12 protein-coding genes are annotated in these 20,786 nt (G+C 66.3%); 3 read left to right on the forward strand and 9 right to left on the reverse strand.

The window, feature by feature from the left end; translation table 11 throughout:
• Positions 1 to 337: 337 nt before the first annotated feature.
• Positions 338 to 1,135 (reverse strand): tyrosine-type recombinase/integrase, encoded by a 798-nt coding sequence (locus tag ACFY04_RS41080; RefSeq protein ID WP_389125774.1) that lies wholly within the window; start codon positions 1,133 to 1,135, stop codon positions 338 to 340.
• Between the two features lie 354 nt (positions 1,136 to 1,489).
• Positions 1,490 to 1,831 (reverse strand): helix-turn-helix domain-containing protein, encoded by a 342-nt coding sequence (locus tag ACFY04_RS41085; RefSeq protein ID WP_389125777.1) that lies wholly within the window; start codon positions 1,829 to 1,831, stop codon positions 1,490 to 1,492.
• Between the two features lie 1,111 nt (positions 1,832 to 2,942).
• Here ACFY04_RS41085 and ACFY04_RS41090 point away from each other — a divergent pair.
• From ACFY04_RS41090 to ACFY04_RS41100, 3 genes are all read left to right on the forward strand, one after another.
• Positions 2,943 to 3,752 (forward strand): serine/threonine protein kinase, encoded by an 810-nt coding sequence (locus ACFY04_RS41090; protein WP_389125780.1) that lies wholly within the window; start codon positions 2,943 to 2,945, stop codon positions 3,750 to 3,752.
• Between the two features lie 94 nt (positions 3,753 to 3,846).
• Complete coding sequence (locus ACFY04_RS41095) at positions 3,847 to 4,311, forward strand: NUDIX domain-containing protein (protein ID WP_389125781.1); 465 nt, start codon at positions 3,847 to 3,849, stop codon at positions 4,309 to 4,311.
• A 209-nt stretch (positions 4,312 to 4,520) separates the two neighbouring features.
• Positions 4,521 to 5,036 carry a GNAT family N-acetyltransferase gene (locus ACFY04_RS41100; protein ID WP_389125784.1) on the forward strand — a complete coding sequence of 172 codons (516 nt, stop codon included), beginning with the start codon at positions 4,521 to 4,523 and terminating at the stop codon, positions 5,034 to 5,036.
• An 87-nt stretch (positions 5,037 to 5,123) separates the two neighbouring features.
• Here ACFY04_RS41100 and ACFY04_RS41105 read toward each other — a convergent pair whose 3' ends face one another.
• The 7 genes from ACFY04_RS41105 to drmD all read right to left on the reverse strand — a co-directional run bounded on the left by ACFY04_RS41105 (position 5,124) and on the right by drmD (position 20,711).
• Positions 5,124 to 5,660 carry a hypothetical protein gene (locus ACFY04_RS41105; RefSeq protein WP_389125787.1) on the reverse strand — a complete coding sequence of 179 codons (537 nt, stop codon included), beginning with the start codon at positions 5,658 to 5,660 and terminating at the stop codon, positions 5,124 to 5,126.
• Positions 5,657 to 6,712 carry an ImmA/IrrE family metallo-endopeptidase gene (locus ACFY04_RS41110; RefSeq protein ID WP_389125789.1) on the reverse strand — a complete coding sequence of 352 codons (1,056 nt, stop codon included), beginning with the start codon at positions 6,710 to 6,712 and terminating at the stop codon, positions 5,657 to 5,659. The genes ACFY04_RS41105 and ACFY04_RS41110 overlap by 4 nt, the downstream gene beginning before the upstream one ends.
• 252 nt (positions 6,713 to 6,964) lie before the next feature.
• On the reverse strand, positions 6,965 to 7,705 hold the full coding sequence (drmC, locus tag ACFY04_RS41115; protein ID WP_389125792.1) for a DISARM system phospholipase D-like protein DrmC: 741 nt from the start codon (positions 7,703 to 7,705) through the stop codon (positions 6,965 to 6,967).
• A complete protein-coding gene (drmB, locus tag ACFY04_RS41120) occupies positions 7,698 to 9,725 on the reverse strand; it encodes a DrmB family protein (RefSeq protein WP_389125795.1) in 2,028 nt (675 codons plus the stop codon). The genes drmC and drmB overlap by 8 nt, the downstream gene beginning before the upstream one ends.
• Complete coding sequence (gene drmA, locus ACFY04_RS41125; protein WP_389125798.1) at positions 9,722 to 13,471, reverse strand: DISARM system helicase DrmA; 3,750 nt, start codon at positions 13,469 to 13,471, stop codon at positions 9,722 to 9,724. Before drmA ends, drmB begins: the two co-directional genes overlap by 4 nt.
• Positions 13,468 to 17,490, reverse strand: a complete 4,023-nt coding sequence (locus ACFY04_RS41130) for an Eco57I restriction-modification methylase domain-containing protein (RefSeq protein ID WP_389125803.1) — start codon at positions 17,488 to 17,490, stop codon at positions 13,468 to 13,470. Before ACFY04_RS41130 ends, drmA begins: the two co-directional genes overlap by 4 nt.
• The gene (gene drmD / locus ACFY04_RS41135) at positions 17,487 to 20,711 is read right to left on the reverse strand and encodes a DISARM system SNF2-like helicase DrmD (protein WP_389125826.1); all 3,225 of its coding nucleotides are present in this window, start codon (positions 20,709 to 20,711) and stop codon (positions 17,487 to 17,489) included. Before drmD ends, ACFY04_RS41130 begins: the two co-directional genes overlap by 4 nt.
• Positions 20,712 to 20,786 lie beyond the last annotated feature (75 nt).

Genomic DNA, 20,786 nt, shown 5'->3' on the forward strand with positions numbered 1-20,786 from the left:
TCAGACCCCCACCCTGCGGATACCTCATACCTCCGGCATACCGCGACAATCAGCAACCGTCAGCCCCTACGACAAGACGACTTCAAGGTCAGTAGTTACATGCCGCAACTCCTATCTTGGCCGCCCACTCGTGGTTCGTCCAGCAGGAGTCGGATCCCGCGGCACGCGATCTCGGGGAAGGCCGCCGGCGCCCCAGCGGGTCCCCACCGCTGGCGCTCTCCCCCACGCCTGCCCGTTCCCATTCGGACGGCCAAAAGGCCCGCCGAGGAAGTCGGAGGGAATCGCCGGGCTCAAGAACGACTGCGCCCTGTCCGTGACGGACAGGGCGCAGAGTCGTTCATGCGGCGATGATCAGTGGGGCCTCCAGGCGCTCCCACGCCCCGAGGACAGCCTTATGGACGTCCGGCTGCAGGTGAGCGTAGCGCTGAGTGGTTTGGAAGCTCTCGTGGCCGAGGAGGTGCTGGACCTCATACAGGGAGACTCCCTTCTGCACGAGCCACGACGCGCAGGTGTGGCGCATGGAGTGCGGGGGGTAGTGCGGGACTGGCTGTTGCTCGCCGTCCGCGTCGAAGAAGGAGGCCTCGCCCACGGCGGGCCACCAGGTCTGCCGCCTCCAGTTGCCGTCATCGAGGCGACGCCCAGCACGGCCCTTGGTAGTGGTGGTGAAGACGAGTGCGTCCCGCTCAAGCCGATGGGTTTGGCGTTCGAGCGCCTCCAGGACATGGCCCGGAAGGGGCACTTCCCGGCGACTCTTCGAGCTCTTGGGGTACTCCTTGATCCCGCTCTTGGTGTTGACCTCCACCACGAACAGGCGCGAGCGGCGCCGGTCGATGCGATGGCTGTGTAGGCCGGCGAGTTCACCCCAGCGCAGACCCGTGTAGAAGCCCAACAGACACATGGTCCGCCACGGTGCGGAGAGTTCGTCCAAGACGCTCTGCGCCTGGTCGAGCGTGAACCACTGCGGCGGCTTGATCGCGATGGCGGGCAGGTCAATGCTGCGGCAGGGGCTCACCGCAAGCACGTCGTCGTCCACAGCCGCGCGCATGATTGACGACGTCAGGTTATAGGCACGCTTGATCGCGGAGGCCCCCACACCCTTCTCCATCAACGCACGGATCCAAGTCTGGACGTCCATGCCCGTAATAGCCCCCATCTCCCAGGCTGCCCAATGGGGCAGAACCTGGTTCTTGATGCTGGAGGCATCTCCGCGCAAGGTATGGGGCTCTACGACCCGCGCACTCCACCATCTGTCGTGCCACTCCCTGAAGGAGATTTCGCCCGCTCGGGGATCGCGCAGGGTTCCGCGAGCGAACTGGGCCTCCTTGTCGAGGCCCCAGGTCCGAGCCTGCATTTTCAGCGGAAACGATTCACTGAATCGGTCTCCAGCCCGATTGCGGACGGTCGCCTGCCAGTTACCGGTTTTCAATCTGCGCAGGTACAGAACTGTTCCTTACTTCGGAAGTGAAGAGGCCAAGGCGGCAGGGCAGGGCTAGTGGCGAGCCGCCGCAGAAGCCACCATTCGGCTGCTGATGAACTCGTCGAGGCCAGCAACAGGGACGCGTACACGAGACCGCCCCGTGCCGGTACGCAGGTCGACGACAGGCAGGTCCCCAGCGGCGATGAAGCGGTATACCGTGCGTCGATCGACATCCAGGGCGGCTGCGACAGCGGGAATCGAGAGCAAGCGTGAGTGCACAGGGAGCTCCTTAGGACATCGAGGTGCCAAGCACCAGAGCGAGGGATAACCGAGCCGTCCGCGCGGCTCCACCGCCAAGCACAGCCGCTGCGGACAGATCCAATGATCCGGAGAATCCGTGATTTCCGAATTCACGGATCGGGTGATAGCAGCCCCGCGCCACCAATTGCTGCGCAGGCCACCGCCGAACTACCCCTGCTCGGGCTCCACCGCGAGCGACAGGTCAGGCCTGCGCTCTGCGGTGCCTCTTGCCCATCTCAGCCGCGTACGACTTGGTGGATGACCTCCCGCTCCACTTCCCGCAGTCGCACGTAGCCAGGTACCGGGACCGGCCAGCGCACCCTGCGGTGAGCGGGATTCCTCCCCTCGTGTGCTCGTGCGCCGGCGGGCACACCGTTCCGCCCTCGTGCATTCCGGTGACCTTGATCTTGTGTCGTGCCATGCACCTCCCCATCCAAACAGCCGGACGACCCGCACTCATCCAGGATGCGGATATCCCCTGCCCTGCGGCTTTAAGTCAGATCATTACGTTGACATGGGTTGCGGTGCGATCTCCACTCATTGGGCCCGGACGCCGGTCTGCCACCAGCGAACTGGGCTACGAGAATTGCCTGTCGATGGCCGCTACGCCGTTCGCGACCTAATCGGTGGCCCTTCGAAAGACTCGGTGTTCCGAAACAGCCGAGGCGATCAGGATGGAGAACAACGTGGACGTCGACCCCGCGGTGCTACGTGCTTGAGAACGCCTCTCAACCTTCGTGTCGTACGAATCGGCGGGCAGTGCGCTCGTGGCAGCCCTCCGGTCGGCAGTATCCGACGACCAGCCCCACCTGGAGCCTCTGGCCGCCGCCTCCTTCTTCCACCTGAAGGGCGACGGCTCCTTCGACGGAGCGTTCACGGGTGCCATGGAAGCCTCCTGGCCCCGGGATGTCTCTGCAGTGCCGGCGGACACACGCAGCGTGTGGACGGTTGGCATACTCGTTGGAGCCGCTCCATCCGATGTTGCTTGCCCGGCTACGGCACATAATTTGACCAGCGAAGGACAAGGGCGGTGGCTGCCGCCCGATCGACCATGTTCAGGCGGCGGTGGAGAACTGCCGGAAGCCCACATGGCCCCGGAGAGCGTTCCGCTCCATCGCGCCTCTTCTATGTCTGCCGTGGGGGAATCCTCCGGGCCGGGCGCGGATTCATGCCTCAAACGGGAAACTCCCTGCGGCGTCGGACCAGACTTGGCACGATCACGAGCATGACGCCGCACCCCCTCCTTGACGTCGCCCACGTAGCCGCAGTCGACGCCTACATTGCGGACATCGGAACGATCTTTCGCACGTTCGCCGATCAGGACTCCGGATGTGTCTCGTACGGCGTCCTTGTCGATGGGCGGAGCTGGTTCGTGAAGAACGCTTCAGCGCCCGCGGCGGTGTCCTCGCTGCGTCGAGCCCTCAGCGTGCACCAAGCCGTATCTCACCCAGCCATCACGCCCCTGGTTCACAGCATCACGACGGATGAGGGACTGGCCCTCGTCTACCCCTGGGTGCCAGGCGAAGTCCTCTACCACCCCACCAGGTCACAAGGCGGAGGCAGAACGGCGCCCGACAGCCCCATGGCCCGTTTCCGCAGGCTTCCGCTCCCCGAGGTCCTCGCCGCCCTGGACACGGTTCTGGATGCCCATCTCGCGGTGGAGGCCGCGGGGCTCGTGGCCGTCGACCTCTATGACGGCTGCATGCTGTACGACTTCGAAGAGCGGGGGATGAGGCTGTGCGACCTTGACGAGTACCGGCAGGGCCCGTTCACACTGGACGCCGACCGGCTCCCCGGCTCCAGCCGGTACATGGCGCCGGAAGAGTTCGTACGGGGCTCGGTCATCGACGTCCGGACGACCGTGTTCAACCTCGGCAGGGCTCTGCGACTCCTCCTTGACGCCGGCGACGCGGAGAATCAGTGGCGCGGTAGCCGCGGCCAGCTGGCCGTGTCCCAACGAGCCACAGCAGCAGACCCAGCGGGGCGGTTCCCCTCAGTACGCTCGCTTGTCGAAGCCTGGCGGACAGCAGCCTGAGTGACCTGACATTCCCCCTCGGCCGGCATCCAGGACGGCGGCGGGACTCATCGAAGCAATGTCGCAACGTTCACCACGAGCGAGAGGTCTAGGGATGCCGATCACCAGGTGCAGTGCCAGGGCCATCTTGTTGGACGGCGACGAGCTCATCCTCATGAAGCGCACGAAGCCGGGCCGCGACCCGTACTGGGTGGCAGTTGGTGGCGGCGTCGAGGCTTCGGACCCGAGCATCGAGGACGCCCTCCACCGCGAGGTGTTCGAGGAGCTCGGAGGTAAGCTGAGCAGAGCGGAGCTGGTGCACCTCATCACGGATGTGCTCGAGGACGGCGTGGGGGTGCAGCACATCTTCGCCGCGCGCCTGGAGCGGATGGACATCGAGGCACGTACTGGAGCCGAGTTCGACAAGCCGGAGCGGGGCGGCTACGAGGTTGTCCGTGTACCGTTCACCACGGAGGCAATCGGGCAGCTCGATCTGATGCCACCGGAGCTGGCTGCCTTCGCCGCCGGCAACGTCCAGGCCATCAAGGCTGTACTCGACGTCCGGGTCCGCTCTTCCTGACCACTGGCGCGTGCACCAGCTGTGGCGGTCCAGACTGGCAGACTTCGTTCCTGCCGGTCTCGGCAGGACTTATCCGCCGCAGCGACTCCGCTGACGCGGCTTTGTTCGCAAGTTGTGGTTTCTGGGCTGAGCTCCTGCGCGTGAATCGCTGCGGGCGTCCGACCGAAATTCCCAGGCGATCACGCTGATGGGTCCCATACGGTGCTGAGATGTTGACCGTACGAGCGATGACGGAAGCTGACGTTGCGGCCGTATCAGCAATACGAGTGACCGGCTGGAAGACCGCCTATGCCGGGATCATGCCGCGGTCCTACCTCGATCGCATGACGGTCGAGGCAGATGCCCTGCATCGTCGGCACCACTTCAAGAGGACCAGGGAGGACACAACCAACCTGGTGGCGGTCGACGCCGCTGGAAGAGTGGTGGGTTGGGCTTGCCTCGGGCCCTATCGCGGGACCGGAGCACGTGCGACCGCGGGTGAGCTCTACGCTCTGTACGCTCAGCCCTCACTCCTTGGATCCGGAATCGGTCGCACGCTACTTGAAGCCGTGCACGCTCACGCTCTTGCCCGTAACTTCGACCCGGTTCTGCTGTGGGTCCTGACCGATAACAGCACGGCACGTCGCTTCTACGAACGAGCTGGCTATGTCGCTGATGGTGCCGTCCAGGATGACGACTACGACGGAGTGTGCGTGCCCGAAGTTCGCTACCGCCGCAACCTGTAGGAGCCTCAAAGCCAACTGGCAGTCCGCGCCAAGTCGCCAGCTGCCATCAGTCTGACGAGCGCTCGTACAGGGTTTCCGTTCTTGACCCTACTCGAGGTCGGCGACAGACCGGGGCATCCGGGGGTGACGGTCCTCATCCCGCATCTGCTGCATGAGGTCGAACCCGTTCTGCGCCGTGATCAGGCCGGCCTTGGCAGCGAGGCGCACCACATCGAGCGTCTCCGCAGTCGGGATGCCCTCCTCGCGTGCGTAGTACAGCGATTCCCGGTCATCCGATATCCAACAAGAGCCGTCGAACTTGGCCCAGTTACTGATGACATGGCAGGTCTCGGCCTCGCCGAGGTGTTCCAAGACACGGTCGGCCGAGCCGCCGAACACAGCGGTGCGGATACGCAGGATGTTGGCTCTGTCCGACTGGTCGGTGACGCGAATCGGTTCGCCGAGCCAGCCATGCAGGCTGAGATCTTGCAGGGCTGAGTGCCACCGTGCCGACTTACGGGCCTCCCGCGCCACGGCTTCGGTCCATCTCCCCCGCCCGTCGAGGACCTCGCGGAGAAGGCCGAGGCGTTCGACGGCGGCAAAGTTGCACAGGACGGTGTTGTCGGGGAACAGGAAGTCGCTCATGCGTCACCGCCGTTGTCCTGCTCCGGCTTGAGCTCGTTCCTAAGCTCGTCCACGTCGACGCCGATCAGTGTGGCGTAAGGACGCAGCGTCGACTTGCCGGCCTCATAGGCAGCGCGTGTGTCGCGTACGAGCAGTCCGGGCAGCCGGGGTGCCTGGGACAGGGCAGCCCTCTGGTCGAACTCCTCGGTGCGGCCTGCGAGCTGCGCCGCCTCGCTTGCCGTCATCCGCTTGAAGTGGTCGGACGTGCCGGCATCGATCAGCCGCATATGGAGCAGCCGGAAGGCGAGCGCGGCGGGACTGACCATCAGGTCGCAGACCAGGGCCGCATAGCCCTCACGGGTCAGGCCAGGGGCGATTGCGGCTCGCAGGATCTCCTCGGGCATGAGGAGGGCCGATGCGAAGGCGTTGGCACGTTGCTCGCCCGGATCCCTCTTCTGGGCTGGGCCGAAGATGTCTTGGTCAAGATGGACATCCTGGTTGTCACCGGCCAGGAGGTGTCCGAGTTCGTGGGCGAGGGTGAATCGCTGACGGGCGGGGTTGGCGGTGGTGGCCAGGAGGATGAGCTTGGTGCCCTCGGCCGTGGCCGCGAGGCCGTCGAATCCGTCGTCGAGTCGGACGACGGCTACGTCGGCACCGAAGGTCTCCTCGATCAGTTCCGCCAGGCTTCCTGCCGTGATCGACCGGCCTTGGCGCTCCACCTCCTTGAGGGCTGCTTGTGCCAGCGCTTCTCCCTGAGCGGCGTAGCTGCTGCCTGCACGCGCCGCTGCGGTGACGGGCCGCCAAGGTTGCGGGTAGCCGAGCGTGTCAAGGTCCGTACGTCGCGACGTGTATTCCCGAGCGGCTTCCAGGGCCTCGGCGGCTTGGCCGGTGGTTGTCCGCGCCGCTACGACCAGGGGGGGTTCGGCTCCGGTCAGCAGCCAGTCCATGGAGACCGCACAGGCATCGGCGATGCAGGCGAGGTCGACCACGGAGAAGGGGCTCGTACCGCTGAGTGCTTCGGAGAGCTTCGTGGCGTCGAGGTCAACGTGCTCGGCGAAGTCGTGGAGGTCCAAGCCTGACTGCTCCATCAGGCTTCGCACACGATCGGAAATACTGGACACCGGTGGACAGTAGCCCGCTGCCTGCACAGTTCACAAGACGAGTCGGTGGTCGCTACACAGGCTGCGCCAGGCGGCGGCCGACGCGGCTACTGCGGGAGCGGAGCGGTTTTCGGCCAAGGCGATCGGCCGAGCTCCACTGCTGCCGAGCAGCGCGGCTGGCCAGAGTCGCCACGGTCCCTGAGATCACAGCCTGATCTATCTGGCCTATTCGGCCGATGCCCGCTCGTACAGGGTTCCTTCCGCCTCGGTCATCTCACGCTCGACTGTTTCTGTGAGGTGGGGGTTGTCGATGAGGACACCGAATTCGACATTGTTGTTCTCGGCGCTCCAGGAGAAGTTCGCGCTGGTCACCAGGAGGAGGTGGTGGTCGATGGCGAGGAACTTGGCGTGATTGCGGACGGGTGCCCCATCAAATGCCTTGGTCCGCCACACCTGTGCTGGCCTCAAGTGTTTGGCGACCTCGGTGGTGCTCGGCGTCCGGAGTGACCCGCTGCCGTCTGCGGCGTGGGTGTCGAGGTAGACGCGTACGGCGACGTCGGCGCGTTGTGCGGCGTCGCGCAGGGCGGTCCACAGGCCCGAGGTGCGCTGGAAGTTGAAGGTGGAACAGGTCACCGTGTGGCGCGCGCTGTCGACGAGGTAGGGCACGGAGGTGGTGAGCGGTCCACTCCGGGCCAGGTGGCCGGGCATCGTCCACAGCGGGGTGAGCGTGGTGGGCACTGTCCGGGCGCCTTCCACGGCGCGCAGGACGGAAACGTACTGGGCCGCTGCCCCAGGTCCGCTGGCGATCACCTCTAGGTGCTTCCTGGCCTGCACGCGGTGGCCGGCAGCGACCGCCTTGAGTGCGGCGGTGAGGGTGTCGCCGTCGGCGAGTCGGTCAGCTACCCCTTTGGCCTCGCTTTGGGTTAGGAGTTGGCCCAGGCGGCGGGCGGCCTGGGCATCACTCATGGGTGGAGAAGTACCCGAGATTGCTGCCGGGCAGGTTGATCAGGAAGCGGCGGTCGAGGAAGCGGTTGGCTCGCTCGCAGGAGGTTTCCGAAGCCATGACGCAGCAGTGGCAGGCAGCTCCGTGGAGGAAGTCTTCCGGGTCGTGCGGGGTCCGCATGGAGCAGACGGGGTCGGATGAGCAGCGCTGTGCCTTGCGGAGCGCGTCGTCGACGACGCGCTGGAATCGGGCGGGCTCGCTGAGCTGGACGAGGCCTCCCAGGGTGCCGTCGCTGTCCGAGGCCGTGGTGCAGATGAGCAGTCCGGCGGCGGGGTCGCGGTTCTCGGTTGCAGGCCAGGCGTATAGGCGTTCGCTGAGGCTCGCGGCGGAGTAGCCGCAGGACAGGGCAAGTTCGCGAATCAGGATGTGGGCGAAGGTGTGGACCAGCCAGTAGCGCGGGGGCTTGAGCCGGCTGTCGGGGTTGATCTTTTCGGCGGTCTCGGAGAAGCGCCGCTGGAAGTTCCTGCGGTGCGCTTCAACGTGGGCTTGCCATACCTCAGACTCCAGGATGCGCTTCTCCCAGGCGGCGACGGAGTCTTCGTCGAGCTGGAGGAAGATGCCCTCGCCGCGGTCCTCAGTCGCCACGGTCCAGGTGGGGCGTGGGGTGCGGGTAAGCGGTGCCAGGCGGCGCGGCAGGTCGCCGACGCGATCCATGTCGTCGATGCGGGTGAAGCCGACCAGCGCGTTGACCTTGCGGAGCTTCTCCACAGCCAGGACGCGGGTGATCTCGGGCCGAAGCGTGTCCCCGCGTTCCCGGGCGGCCAGCGTGAGACCACTCTTGGGGTCTTCGTTGCGTGCTCCGAGTATGGGCAGCAGCAAGTGTCGCCACTCGGGCGCCAGCAGGTCGACCGGGTCCCAGTCCCGGAGCTTCTCTTCCTGCTCTTCCGGTGTGGCCTGGGGGGCACAGGCAGCTTCGACTGCCGCGGCGAGTTCGTGGTCCGTCAGACCGGTGACATCGACTCGGTCTTCCAGCAGGTCCCGCAGAATGTCGAGGTGCTGGCGGTACTTGTCGAGCTTGTCGCCGAGGGTGGTGCGGATCCGGTCGGCCAGGTCGCTTTCCTTCTCCTGCTGGGACTCCGGCATGACGATGATCGACTGGGTGGCGGGGAACCACAGGTTGGAGGCGCCCACGAGCATCAGGCGGGTCTTGTGGCGGCAGCCGCGGTGGTCGAAGGCGTCCAGGTGCGGGTGGCGTCCCCGGCAGTCCGGCAGCTTCACCTTGCCCGCCTCGCCCTGGGCCTCGTTCATCGGCCGCTGCGTCTGACAGGACTCACAGCGGATGACCGCGGAAGCACCCTTGCCGGCGGTCCGGTCGATCATCTTGAGTACCGGGAGCTCGGCGTTGCTGCACGGTTGACCGTGGTGCACCCACAGGGCGTACGGGAACTCGTCCAGGTGTCCGTCGACGCAGGCCAGCAAGTAGCGGGCGGGCACCGCGGGGCGGCGCATCGCCTTGCGGCTGCGGCTGCCTGAGCGGCCGGTGCACTTGGTGTGCTCGAAGGTGGCCAGATCCGTGCGGAACGGGTGGGTGTTCTTGTAGTCGAACTGGGAGAGCATCCCCAGCAGGTCACAGCCGGTGCACCGCAGCCACTGGGGGAAGACGCGGGCCGGCACGCCAAGGTCATTGCCCTCGGCGGAGCGGACGTACTTCTTCGGCTGCCACGGGTGCGGTCGCAGCTCGACATCGTTCGAGCCCATCATCATCCGCACCACGTTCTTCAGCCGCGGCGCGTGAATGCTCGGCGGAGCCGCATCACGACGGCGCCAGATACGGTCCCAGTCATCCAGGCCGGTGGACATGATCGTGAACTGCGGGAGGTCCATGATCGAGCCGGGACCATAGGTGTACAGCAGAGAGGAGGGGCGGGCGGAGCCGACCTTGGCGCGGTTGTGCTTGGCCTGCTTCTCGGCCTCTTCTTCCAGGTCACCAAGCGGGTCGACGGCCCGGGCCGCGTCGTAGACGAAGCGCTGCTGGTCACTCACGAGTTCTCCTCCGGCATCACCCACTGGGGCGCGGTCACGGGTGCGATGTACACGAGTCGTTCCTTGATCGGGCTGACCAGGAGGTTGATCTCGGGCTGTACCTCACGCATCGAGTTGGCCACGATGAACGGCGGCGCGTCCCTGGTTTCGATGCCGGACTTAGCGTTCTCCGCGCTCATCATGAGAGCGTCGTGCCGCGTGTCGTCGATGACCTTTTCGTAGACCAGTGACTTGCGCTGCTCGACGAGGTACTTGCGGCGCTTGCTCCACTGGTCCAGCCGGTTCTCCAACTGGTGTCGGGCCCGCTCGGCCGCGTCCTCATCCCCGGCCCTGGCCACCCGGCGCACCAGTGCATCAATGAGATCGGCGGCGAAGTGCCGTTCGGTCTCGATCCGGTCGGCTCCGTCCTCCGAAGAGAGCCCCTGGGCGCGTGCGGCCTGGAGTACGCGGGCAGCGCTGACCAGGACGCCATCGAGCCCCCGCTCGAGCGAGGTGACCGAGAACGGGGTGACGGAAAGCGCCTCGACCTGAGCGTAGAAGGTCTCGTGGTAGTGCCGGAACTGCTCGAAGTGGGCCAAGTCGCGGGGCCTGGCCCAGTTGCCCAGCGCGACAACCACGCCAGGCCGGGCCTCGTCACGGCCGACGCGGGAGGAGGCCTGAATGTACTCGGCGGTGTTCTTCGGCTGCCCGACGACCAGCATCAGCCCGAGCCGGGTCACGTCCACACCGACCTGGAGCATGGACGTCGCCAGCACCACGTCGTACGGATTCACCTCCCGCTCCACCACACGCGCCTTCGTCTCGCGCAAGGTACGCAGGTTCCGCTTGCCGGCGGTCGAGTCATAGCCGGGGTCGAAGGCCACCGCCATCTCGTCGAGGGTGGAGGTGATCTTGACACCGGAGACACGGGAGGTCAGCTCGGCCACGTTAAGCACGCCGAATTCGCTACCGGTGCGCCTGGGCAGTCGCGACCACGGGCGGCCCTTGGCCAGAGCCGTCTGGATGTCGTCGCCCATGTAGCGGGCCATGCCGGCCAGCTCCCGGGTCGCGCTGAAGTAGCCGACCAGCGTCATGTACGGGTCGGCCGCCTTGCCCGCGCGGTCCAGCATGAGCTGGCCGCCCGCCATGAGGACCTCGGCCACACGGATCTCCGCCGTGGTCAGGCGGACCCCGGTGGTGCTGATCCCGACATAGCGGCGTCCCGGCGCCTTCTCGGAGACCTCAATCTCCTTGGAGAAGAAGGTGTTGCCGGCATCCAGTACCTGCGGCGGGAAGATCGTCACGTCCCGCCCGTACAGGGCCTGCACCTGGTCCGCCGCATTGCGGGCGGTCGCCGTGGAGGCCACCAGCACCGGACGTACCCGGCGCCCGTCACCGGTGCGCCAGTCCGTCATCACATCGATGGCCACCTCGAACAACCCGACCGTCGTACCGAGCGCACCCGTTATCAGGTGCAGCTCGTCCTGGATGATCAGATCCGGGGGCCGCAGCCGCGCCGCAGGGTGTACGGCAGCGGCCGGCAGCCCGTCCTTCTTCGGGTGCTTGCTGCCGTCCTTGATCGCGCAGTGCGGGTAATCGGGGTGCACGAAGTCGTGCCGCTCGCAGCGCCGCGAGACGTGCCCGAACAGCGACGCCGCCTCACCTTCACGTGCGAGGCGGGCAAACTTGTCAACCGTGGCGATCACGAAGGCAGGGGCGAGACGGTAGATCTCCTCATCGACCGTCAGGACCGGCAGGCCCTCGGCCACATCGCCGCCGTCGGCAAAGGGGCACTCGGCCAGCTCGTCGCCGCAGTACACATACACCCGGCGCAGAGCGTTGTCCGCCCGCACATCCCGTGCCTCAATGCGGGTGCCACACCACGGGCAGCGCTGGATCTGCAGCACCGTCAGCCGGTAGCCGTGCCCTTGGTTGGCCTTCTCCAGCTGCTTGGCGGCCTCGTCATACCGCTTGGGGCTGACATCGGTACCGACCCACAGCCCGATCCGGAACGGCTCATCCCCCCACCTCGCCGGATCTTCCATCCGTGCCCGTTCCGCCGCGCACACGAGTGTCGTGGCACGCTGGAACTGCTGGGCGGTCAGCAGCCGCAGCGTGTACCGCATGAGCACAGCCACGCCCGAGCGGCCGTCCAGCGGCCCGTCGAAGGCATCCACCACGCCCTGGCGCCGGCGGATTGCGAAGGTGTACGCGGCCAGACCCAGGTACGCCTCCGTCTTGCCACCACCGGTCGGGAAGAACAGCAGCTGCGCCTTCGCGAGATCCCCGGACCGCTTCTCCGCGGCCGGGTCGGACAGCAGCGGAAGCTGCATCAGGATGAAGGCGAGCTGGAAAGTACGCCATGAGTGCGCGCGGTTCCCCTCGCCCTCCCGCTCCCCGTCCTTGAGGACGGCATCGCGAGCCTCGTCGAGGCTCTCCCGGTCGTGCTCAGGCTGGTTCGCGCGCCGCTGCGCCACCTGAGACTGGATGCGCTGGTCGGCCATCACCTGGTTCATGAACCTAAAGCACCGCAATGCCTCGGAGTCGGCCAGTAGGAAGTCGAGCCCCGCCGCCAGCTGCCGCTGGACCCTGCGCGCCTCGGCGACTGCATCAAGGCCCTCCAGGCGAAGATGCTCGGGCAGCCCGCTGGCCCGCTGCTCCTCCCCGTCCAGCCAGCCTGCGTAGCCTTCGATGATGGGTTGCAGGCCGGCACGCAGCTGATCAGGGGTGGCCTGCTCCAGCTGGCGCATGTCGAGCATGGCCGAGCGGATCTCCTCGGCCGCCGTCTGCGGCGTCTCGCAGACCGGCAGCCACGTCGTCCACACCTCGTTGGCCCGACGTGCGTCCTTGGCGACTTCCCAGTCCACCGAGCAGGTCCGGCCGACCGCGAACTCCAGCCGGTTCCGGTACTGCAGCCGCAAGCGGCGAAGTTCGTCGTCCGGCTCCTCACGCGTGTCCAGCAGCACGTCGTTTACCGGCAGAAACACGGCCGCCCCGTCGGGCGCCGCTACAGACAGCCTGGTCTGGTAGAGCCACGCCTCCACCGGGATCTTCCGGGGGGTCTCCTGGTCATTGCACAGCGCGATCTCGATCAGCCGACAGTCGCGGTCGGCATCGTCGTAGCGATCCACGCGCAGCAAGACCTTGTCCTTCAGCACGAACGTCGTCGTGCAAGAAGGCGGGAGGTCGGCAACCGTGATCGTAGTAGTGAGCTCATGCGGCATGCGCTGATACCGGCGAAGGACAGTGGCCGGTTCCGCACCCTCGCCCTGTTTCTCCTTCACCGGCTCATAGGTGCCCCACGACGCGGTCACAGTGAACACGTCCAAGTCATTTGGAATCTGGCAGCGCAGCCCCATCGACGCCGGGATCATCAACCCGCGCTTCTGCGGCTGATCGTCGGCCTCATCCTCCTCCGAGGACGCGCTGCTCTCGTCGACCGCAGTCAGAGGCACGCCCCGGCTCTCGGTCGCGTCCACGGCGTCACCAACGTCGGTCGCGGCCTCGCCGGAATCCGACTGAGTGGGGTCGTCCTTGCTGGCGGTAAGGCGGACCGGGGCGATACGACCGATCAGATACGCCGAGTCGGGAACGCCGTCAATGATCTCCTCGGGACCACCTGCCGGGCCAAGAAGTTCACGCTCCAGGATATCGACGAGGTTCTCGCGCACTGTCCAGGAACGCTCGTCCGGATCGAGGGCGAGACGGTACGCCTGTTCCTGCCGGGCAGCGGGCCGAAGCGGCTGTGCCGCAGATCCAGTCGTCACTCGTCGCCCTCTTCCTCGTCACCAACATCCGCCAGTGTCACATCACTCTGAGCAGCGGCGCGACGATGATTCTCCTCCAGCAACCGGTCCAGAATCTCTACCCGGGCCGCCGGACTCACCGTCCAACGCTCCATCTGCCGGTACGTGTGGAAGCCATGGTCGAGCGGAACCTCGTCCCAGCCATAGGCGGCCATGACCTCCCGGTCGAGGTCTACGTGAATCTGACGGAGGCGGGCAACGTCACGATCGGCAGAGTCGGCGACATCAGGTGTATTGACCAGGTTGTAGAGCTTGGTAAGGCCGAGGCCGCGACGGAGCATCACCTCTCGACGTTCAGCGTCAAGAGCTCTTCCGATCTCAGCAATTTCCGCATTACCCCCCGGCCGGGGGAACGTGCCAAATACGTCAGACGGCGTATAGCGCACATCCGTCCGCATTGTAGAACCGTACGTAATTGCCCAGACTTGATGAAGCGAAGAGGACAAAACCGCCTGGTCGGCGTACGAATCCGTCGCGAAGACCGCCAAGGCGTGACTAAAAACTTGGCCGACTGGCACGCGGATCGGCATTACCGATTTACTGGTGAGCGCAATTACGAGCACCTCATCCAGTTCAGCAATAGCCGCCCTCAAGGCAGGACGAGAACGCCAGAAGAGCCACCACGGCGCCTCTCTCACCGGCTTGGACTTTCGTGCGCGTTCCGGCTTTACGGTCTCCAGGAGCCGCGCAAATGGCAGCCCATATTCCTCGGCAGATTGTGCCGACTGCTCATTGAAATCGATGACCCACCGGGACGCTGCACAGTCCGGCCGGGAGTTGAGGTCCTCACCGTTGAGGTACGGATACAGAACCTCCGTGTTGCGCGGGTCTTCCTCAATCCACTGCACAGCCTCGTCATGCTCCACCACGAAGCCGCCACCGTATGGCTTGCATCCTTCGAATGTAATTCCTCGATTCTCAGCCAACTTGATTGGGAGCCCCTCGACCCGACCTCCGGGCTCCAGCAGGGTTGAGATCCGCTGGACAGGTTCGTCATCTACCATGCGCACAGCTTCAGGCCCGACAGCACCGAAAGTGCCCCATACTGCCGAATACTCCAGATTGGCACTCGCTGCAGGCCATCTACGGCTCTGGATTGCACGCGTCAGAGTGACACCATTTGCAACCAGCTGGTCTAGTCCTGTTTCCCGAGTATCGCCTTGCGCGATGGTATTAGTCGCAAGGAGGCCAATATCTCCACGACGCGTCAACAACGAAGCGGCACGCAGGAAGAAATAGGCGACGAGGTCCGCCCGGCCACCCCCTTTTCCGCCGGCGGTGACAAAGTTGAGCCAATCGCGAACGTTTCCCCCTACGGCACCTGAAATGCTCGTTCCAGCGACGAACGGCGGGTTGCCAATGACCGCGTCAAAGCCTCCGCGTTCCATAACGTCCGGCACCGCGAGGATCCAGTGCAGCGGCTTCCAACGTGTGTAGTCCGTTTTGACCGTCGGAGCGAGCCCTGCTTCGAGGATGCCGTCGAGCATCCTCCGGTCTGGTTCCCCACCTCCGGCGGGGTAGGCGAGCTCGATGGCAATCCGCAGATTCTCGTACACCTCCCGCAGCTTCTTGCCCGGCTTGCCGCCCAGCGTCAATCCAGCAGCGATCACGCCATCGGCAACGTCCGAGAGCTGCGCAACCAGCAGCTGGTAGTCCCGCCACTGACGCCGTTTAGTAGCGGCAGAGCGCTGTGGGTCGTTGTCATCGACTTCGCTGGCGAGCTGACGACGCAAGCGCGCGGCCCTTCCCAGGATGCCGTCGATGTCCAGATCGAAGACGCTGATCTGGTTGCCAGCCGTCGCAGGGTCGATGTGCAGGTCTCGCAACTGACGCGCGTCGGTCACTCCGAGAAGTGCATTGCCGTGAAGCACTTTGTCGTCGACGAAGGAGAACGGCAGCTTGGGGTCGAGGGAGACCAACCACAGGGACAGCTTGCACATCTCCACGGCCATGCCGTTGATGTCCGCGCCGTACAGGCAGGTGGCTACCACGGTCCTTATGGCGTGGACGGTGAGCTCGTGCGGGGTGCGCCCGTACGCGACGCCCTCGCGCTGCCATGCCTCCACAAGCCGGTCGGCGAGGAAGCGGGCCGCAGCGACAAGGAACGCACCGGAGCCGCATGCGATGTCGGCGATCTTGAGGTCGAGGATTTCGTCTGAGGAGACCGGCCGCCAGGCATCCTGATCAGCAGTCTGGTGCGGGCCGGGCGAGTAGACGAGGGGCTCGAGGGCATGCAGTACGACTTCCTCGGCAAGCGAGCGCGGTGTGTAGTGCGCCCCAGCCGATGCCCGCGAGGGGGTCTCAACTAGCAGGACGCCGTCAGGTTCGACCACGAGGGGCCGGTTGCGCAGGTCGCGGCGGATGATCCCGATGAAAGGGCGCAGCCGCTCGCGCAGGCTGGCGTCGTCGGTGAGGTCGCGTAGGGCGTTGTCGGCGTCGTCGAGTGTGTCCCTGGTCTGGAGGGCCTTGGTGAGGGCTGCCTTGGTGGGGGGCTTGGCGGCTGGTTGGTTCTGCTTGATCCAGGCGAGGATCGCGTCGACCAGTGCCGCGTCGGTGCGCTTCGATTCGGCAAGGGCCTCGAGGGTGGCGAGGGGGATCTCGGGTTCGGCGCCAGCGCTGCCGATGAGGCAGACGACGATCTCTTCTGCGTTCTTGCAGGAGTAGCCGAGGAGGCCCTCGTAGATGTAGCCGATCTGTTCGACGTCGATGTCGCGGAAGGAGATCTGGCGGGCCCCGCCGGGCAGCTGGGCGATCTGGACAGCGCGTAGGACTTCGAGCATGACGCGGTCGCTGACCGTGATGGCCAGGGCGCCCTGGGAGCTGCGGGCTGTAAGGAAGGGGTAGCGGGCGGGGTCGAAGAGGGAGCCTCCGTACTCAGGCAGGCGCAGGTCTTCGAAGGTGGCACCGCGGTAGAGGGCCTGGGAGGTGGCCAGGAGGCGGTGCCAGGTGAGGGAGGTGGCGTCGAGTGCTTGGTCGCCTTCTTCGTTCTGCCGGGCGTCGAGCTGGTCGAGTTCGTCGCTGACTCCGTAGCCCATCGCGAAGAGCTGGTTCTCGGGGAGCAGGCCGCGTTCCTCGGCGAAGAGGAGGAAGACGACGCGCATCATGACGGTGACAGCGGCTTCGTAGATCTGGCCGCGCTGTGCAGGCAGCGGGTCGGGCTCTCCTCCTCGTACCGCCTTGAGGCCGCCCTCAGACAGTGCCTGGACGATGAGTTCGACGGCGCGGCGGACCTGGGTGCCGAGGGCCTCGGTGATCTTCTCGGCCGCGGTGACTGACTCGCCGAACAGCTCGGTGAGCCGGTCCTGGGCCTTGCCTCCGATGAGGCGCTTGCGCTGGAGAAGTTCGATGAAGGCGTTGCGGGCCTGGGGCTCCTCGATCCAAGTCTGGGAATCCACGATGCCCGAGGCGACCATGGTCTGCGGGCGGGCGCTGACGATCGCCCACCAGCGGCCGTCGGTGACCACGCCGATGCTGGCACCGGAAGTCCGCAGGAGCTCCTCCATGCGGTCGATGGGGCTGGCGGACCAGCCGTCGGTGAGCGGGTCGCGCAGGGAGTCGACGGGGTCGGTGAGCAGAACGAGTGCCCCGATGTTTTCGCCGTAGAGGAGTGCCCCGTCGGCGCAAACGTTGACTGCGTGGTCAGGTGAGCGAACCTCGGCAGCGGGCGGGGCGGGGACGGTGTACGAGGCGCCCCAGCGCAGGCCCTGGCGCACGACGAGGTCCACCCAGGTGTCGCGGGCCTCCCGGTAGACGTCGAGGGCGGCTACGTCGTCCCGGTGGGTGTCCCAGCGCTCCCACGCCTTCTCGAAGGCAGGCTTGGCGTCTTTGATGAAGGCGAGCGCGCGGGCGTCGGGCTGGGGGATGCCCTGGGGCCAGGCTCGTTCGAGGGCGGGGACGGCGAGGAAGGGGCCATCGGTGTCGACCAGGGCGAGCCAGGCGCGGTGGAGGTCGGCGATGGTCGGGGCGTACTTCCTGCTCATGCCTGGACCGCTCCGTTCTTGGCGTCTTCGGGGGTCAGGGCGAACACGACGGCGGCAGCCGATACGTAGGGCCGGATGTCGCTGTAGCGTTCACGAATTGCGGCAATCTCGCGTGCTTCCTCGTCGCCCAGGTTCTCCAGGCGCTCGTCCATGTTCCGCAGGTCGCGGCGGCGCTGCTTCTGCTGGTCGTCGGTGAACAGGAGCTCTTTCTCCTGAGCCTGGATCTCCCGTTCGAGCCGGTCGCGGGAATCACGCAGATTGATCCGGAACGCGCCGAAGATCTCGTGAGCGCGGGCAATGTCGGTCTCTTGGCGCCGCTTGAGTGCTTCGGTGACCTTCTCCTGGCGGCTTTCGCTCTTGCGCTTCATCGCGTTCACCAGCCGGGTACGCAGCCGGGCGTCGTCCGCGTTCCACAACTCGGCGAGGTGGGCACGTACCTGCTCGTCCGCCAGGACAAGGTCGTTCGAGTCGAGGGTCTCGTCTAGGACCTGCTCGACCTTGGACTCGGCGAGCGCCTGGCCCCGCAGCCGGATACCGGTAAGGAAGACCTCTTCGTGCAGGCGCAGCCCGCCGCGGCCAACGAGAACAAGCCTGGACACGGCGGCGACGCAGGACTCGGGCAATCCTGGTGTGACGACAGCGGTGACCCGGTTGACGGGCGCGTCCACGCTGAACAGCGCGCCGCGCAGGGTGCGGGTGGCGCGTTGCATGAGGGCGTGGCCCAGGTGGATGTGCACGAGGTCCGTGCGTTTCGCCGCCGCCTTGTCGTCGAAGGTGATCGGGCGCAGAACACCAGGCTGAAGACGGGTGTCAAGGCCGCGCAGGGCCGGCTGCCAGGAGCGCCCCAGGTTCGGGACCTCGAACACCTGAGCGTCGGTGTCCTCGTCGCCGATCTCCACCAGGGGCGGCTGGGCGTCCAGGGTCAGCGCGGTGTCCACGACGCGGCGAGCATTCGGCGGCGTGAGGTGCATGATCACCTTGCGCTCTTCGTAGGTCGCGGTCAGCTCGGTGAGCTGCCGGTTGAGCTCGATTCCGCCAGCCAGGGCCTCGGTCACGGCCTCGCCGCCGTCGTCCGGCGCAACCAGACGCGGCTTGCGCGCGCTCCCCGCCGGGCTGAAGTGCTCCTGCACCTCGGCGTCGATGACCTGGTTGACCTGGCCCAGGTCCTGGGTCGCCGTGCCGACCTTCCTGGCGATGATCCCCATGAACTCCATGTCCGCCGCATACGTGGAAGAGGAGGTCACGGGCTTGAAGTGGTAGATCTCCGGGTTCTTCGTCTGCCCATACCGGTCGACCCGGCCGATGCGCTGCTCCAGGCGGGACGGGTTGAACGGGATGTCGAAGTTCACCAGGCGATAGCAGTGCGCCTGGAGGTCGATGCCCTCCCCCGCAGAGTCCGTGGCGAGCAGCACCCGCACCGGATGCTTGTCGGGACTCTCGGTGAACCGCGCACGGATCAGTTCACGCTCCTCGATCGGGGTCGATCCCTGGATCGTCTCCAGCACGTCCTTGTACCCGCGCTGCCGGAGTACGCCGGCGATCCAGTCGAGCGTCGCGGCGTACTCGGTGAACACCACGACGCGCTCGTTGGTCCAGTGTCGGCCGTCCGAGGTCCGGCAGTGCGCGTCGAGGAAGGCCATGAGTGCCTCCAGCCGGGAGTCCGGCTTGTGCTCGTAACGCGAGCCCCACTGGACCAGCGAGGCGGCCTCGCTGCTGATGGCACCGCCCAGCGGGTCCGTTCCCTTGTTGTGCCGCAGCGCGGTGAACTCGGGATGCTCGGCCTCGCCCTCCTCCTCATCGGACTGTCCGCTTCCGATGACCTCGGCGTAGTACTCGCCCTCGTCCAGTTCCAACTGCCGGTCGCCGGCCGCAGCCGCTTCGTAGAGCTCCATGGTTCGGGCGAACGACCACGGGCTGGACAGGAAGCGCTTCTTGAGCAGCATCGCGACGATGTCGCCGCCCTTCCCCTTGCCTCTCGCTCGGGCAGCCTCCGCCAGCATCCGCGCCAGCCGGTCGAACTGCTCCTGCTCGTCCTCGGAGGGCGTGAACGGGATCGTCAACAGCTTGCGGGACTTGAATCCCCTGTCCGGAAGCTCGCTCTTCAGCCGGCGGACCCGCACCTCGCGCAAAGCGCGCTGGTCGATGCTCGCGCCGCGGGTGAACCGACGGCTGTCGATCATCTCCAGGAGCGCGGTGAACGACTCCGAATAGCCGTTGTGCGGGGTCGCGCTGAGGAACAGCCGGTGCTCGCAGACTTCCGCCAGCGCCTTCGTCGCCGTCGTACGGTGGCTGTCCACGGCGTATCCGCGCTGGCCGGGTGCCGTCGTCGGACTTGCCGGAGCCACGTGGTGGGCCTCGTCGACCACCAGCACGTCGAAGGCAAAACGCCGGGCGCTGGAGGTCTTCCCCACGTCGGCCAGGACATCACGCAGCAGGCGCTGGGCTCGCAGCGACGGCAGCCACGACATGCTCACGATCACACGCGGAAACAGCCGGAACGGGTTGGCGTTCAACCCGTGACTGCGCCGAACCTTCGCCATCAGCTCGCTGTTGACGATCACGAAGTCCAGGCCGAACTTCTCCCGCATCTCGTCCTGCCACTTAAGCGACAGACTCGGCGGGCAGACGATGACCACGGTCCGCGCCCGGTGGCGCAACAGCAGCTCCTGGACGACCAGGCCGGCCTCGATGGTCTTGCCCAGGCCCACATCGTCGGCGAGCAGCAGGTTCGTACGGGAGGACTGCAGAGCGCGACGCAGTGGCTCGAGCTGGTACGCCTCTACGTTCGCACCGCTACGGAAGGGGGCTTGGTAGGAGTTCGCGTCCGCGGAGGTCACCGCGCCCCAGCGCACCGCGTCCACGAAAGCGGCCAGTGTGTTCGGGTCATCGAACGCGTCCGGCCGCACCGCCTCCGGCAGGCCCTGGTCCGGCTGCAGCGTGTGCCCGACCTCCAGCTCCCACACGACGGTCAGCTCCTGGCCGAGCCGGTCCTCATCCAGCGACTGTAGGCTCACGACGTGGGCGAGCCCAGGCGATCCCTCGTCAGCGGGGCTCCGCGGCAGGCCCTGCCGGCGGACGTCCGACACAGCCCACGTGGAGCCCCGGACCTTCACCACCTGTCCGGGTTCGGGAACCGGCGGCAGTGCCGCAGTCCGCTCTGTACCGCCCTCTGCGTCCTGCGGATACTCCGTAGCGGTCGCCACCTGACGAGACTCCTTCATCGACGCACACCAGAACCAGCTGTCGTGATCACCCTGAGGGCCGCGTCCCGCGACAAGATCGCTAACAGAGATCAC

The organism is Streptomyces sp. NPDC001549 (genome assembly GCF_042894025.1).
In the GTDB taxonomy this organism is placed as follows: Bacteria; Actinomycetota; Actinomycetes; order Streptomycetales; family Streptomycetaceae; genus Streptomyces; species Streptomyces kutzneri.

Excerpts from the sequence above, each read along its gene's own strand:
- ACFY04_RS41080 (WP_389125774.1), bottom strand. The coding sequence starts at position 1,135 with ATGGACGTCCAGACTTGGATCCGTGCGTTGATGGAGAAGGGTGTGGGG.
- ACFY04_RS41130 (WP_389125803.1), bottom strand. The coding sequence starts at position 17,490 with ATGAGCAGGAAGTACGCCCCGACCATCGCCGACCTCCACCGCGCCTGG.
- ACFY04_RS41090 (WP_389125780.1), top strand. The coding sequence starts at position 2,943 with ATGACGCCGCACCCCCTCCTTGACGTCGCCCACGTAGCCGCAGTCGAC.
- ACFY04_RS41095 (WP_389125781.1), top strand. The coding sequence starts at position 3,847 with ATGCCGATCACCAGGTGCAGTGCCAGGGCCATCTTGTTGGACGGCGAC.
- drmD (WP_389125826.1), bottom strand. The coding sequence starts at position 20,711 with ATGAAGGAGTCTCGTCAGGTGGCGACCGCTACGGAGTATCCGCAGGAC.
- ACFY04_RS41105 (WP_389125787.1), bottom strand. The coding sequence starts at position 5,660 with ATGAGCGACTTCCTGTTCCCCGACAACACCGTCCTGTGCAACTTTGCC.
- drmC (WP_389125792.1), bottom strand. The coding sequence starts at position 7,705 with ATGAGTGATGCCCAGGCCGCCCGCCGCCTGGGCCAACTCCTAACCCAA.
- ACFY04_RS41100 (WP_389125784.1), top strand. The coding sequence starts at position 4,521 with ATGTTGACCGTACGAGCGATGACGGAAGCTGACGTTGCGGCCGTATCA.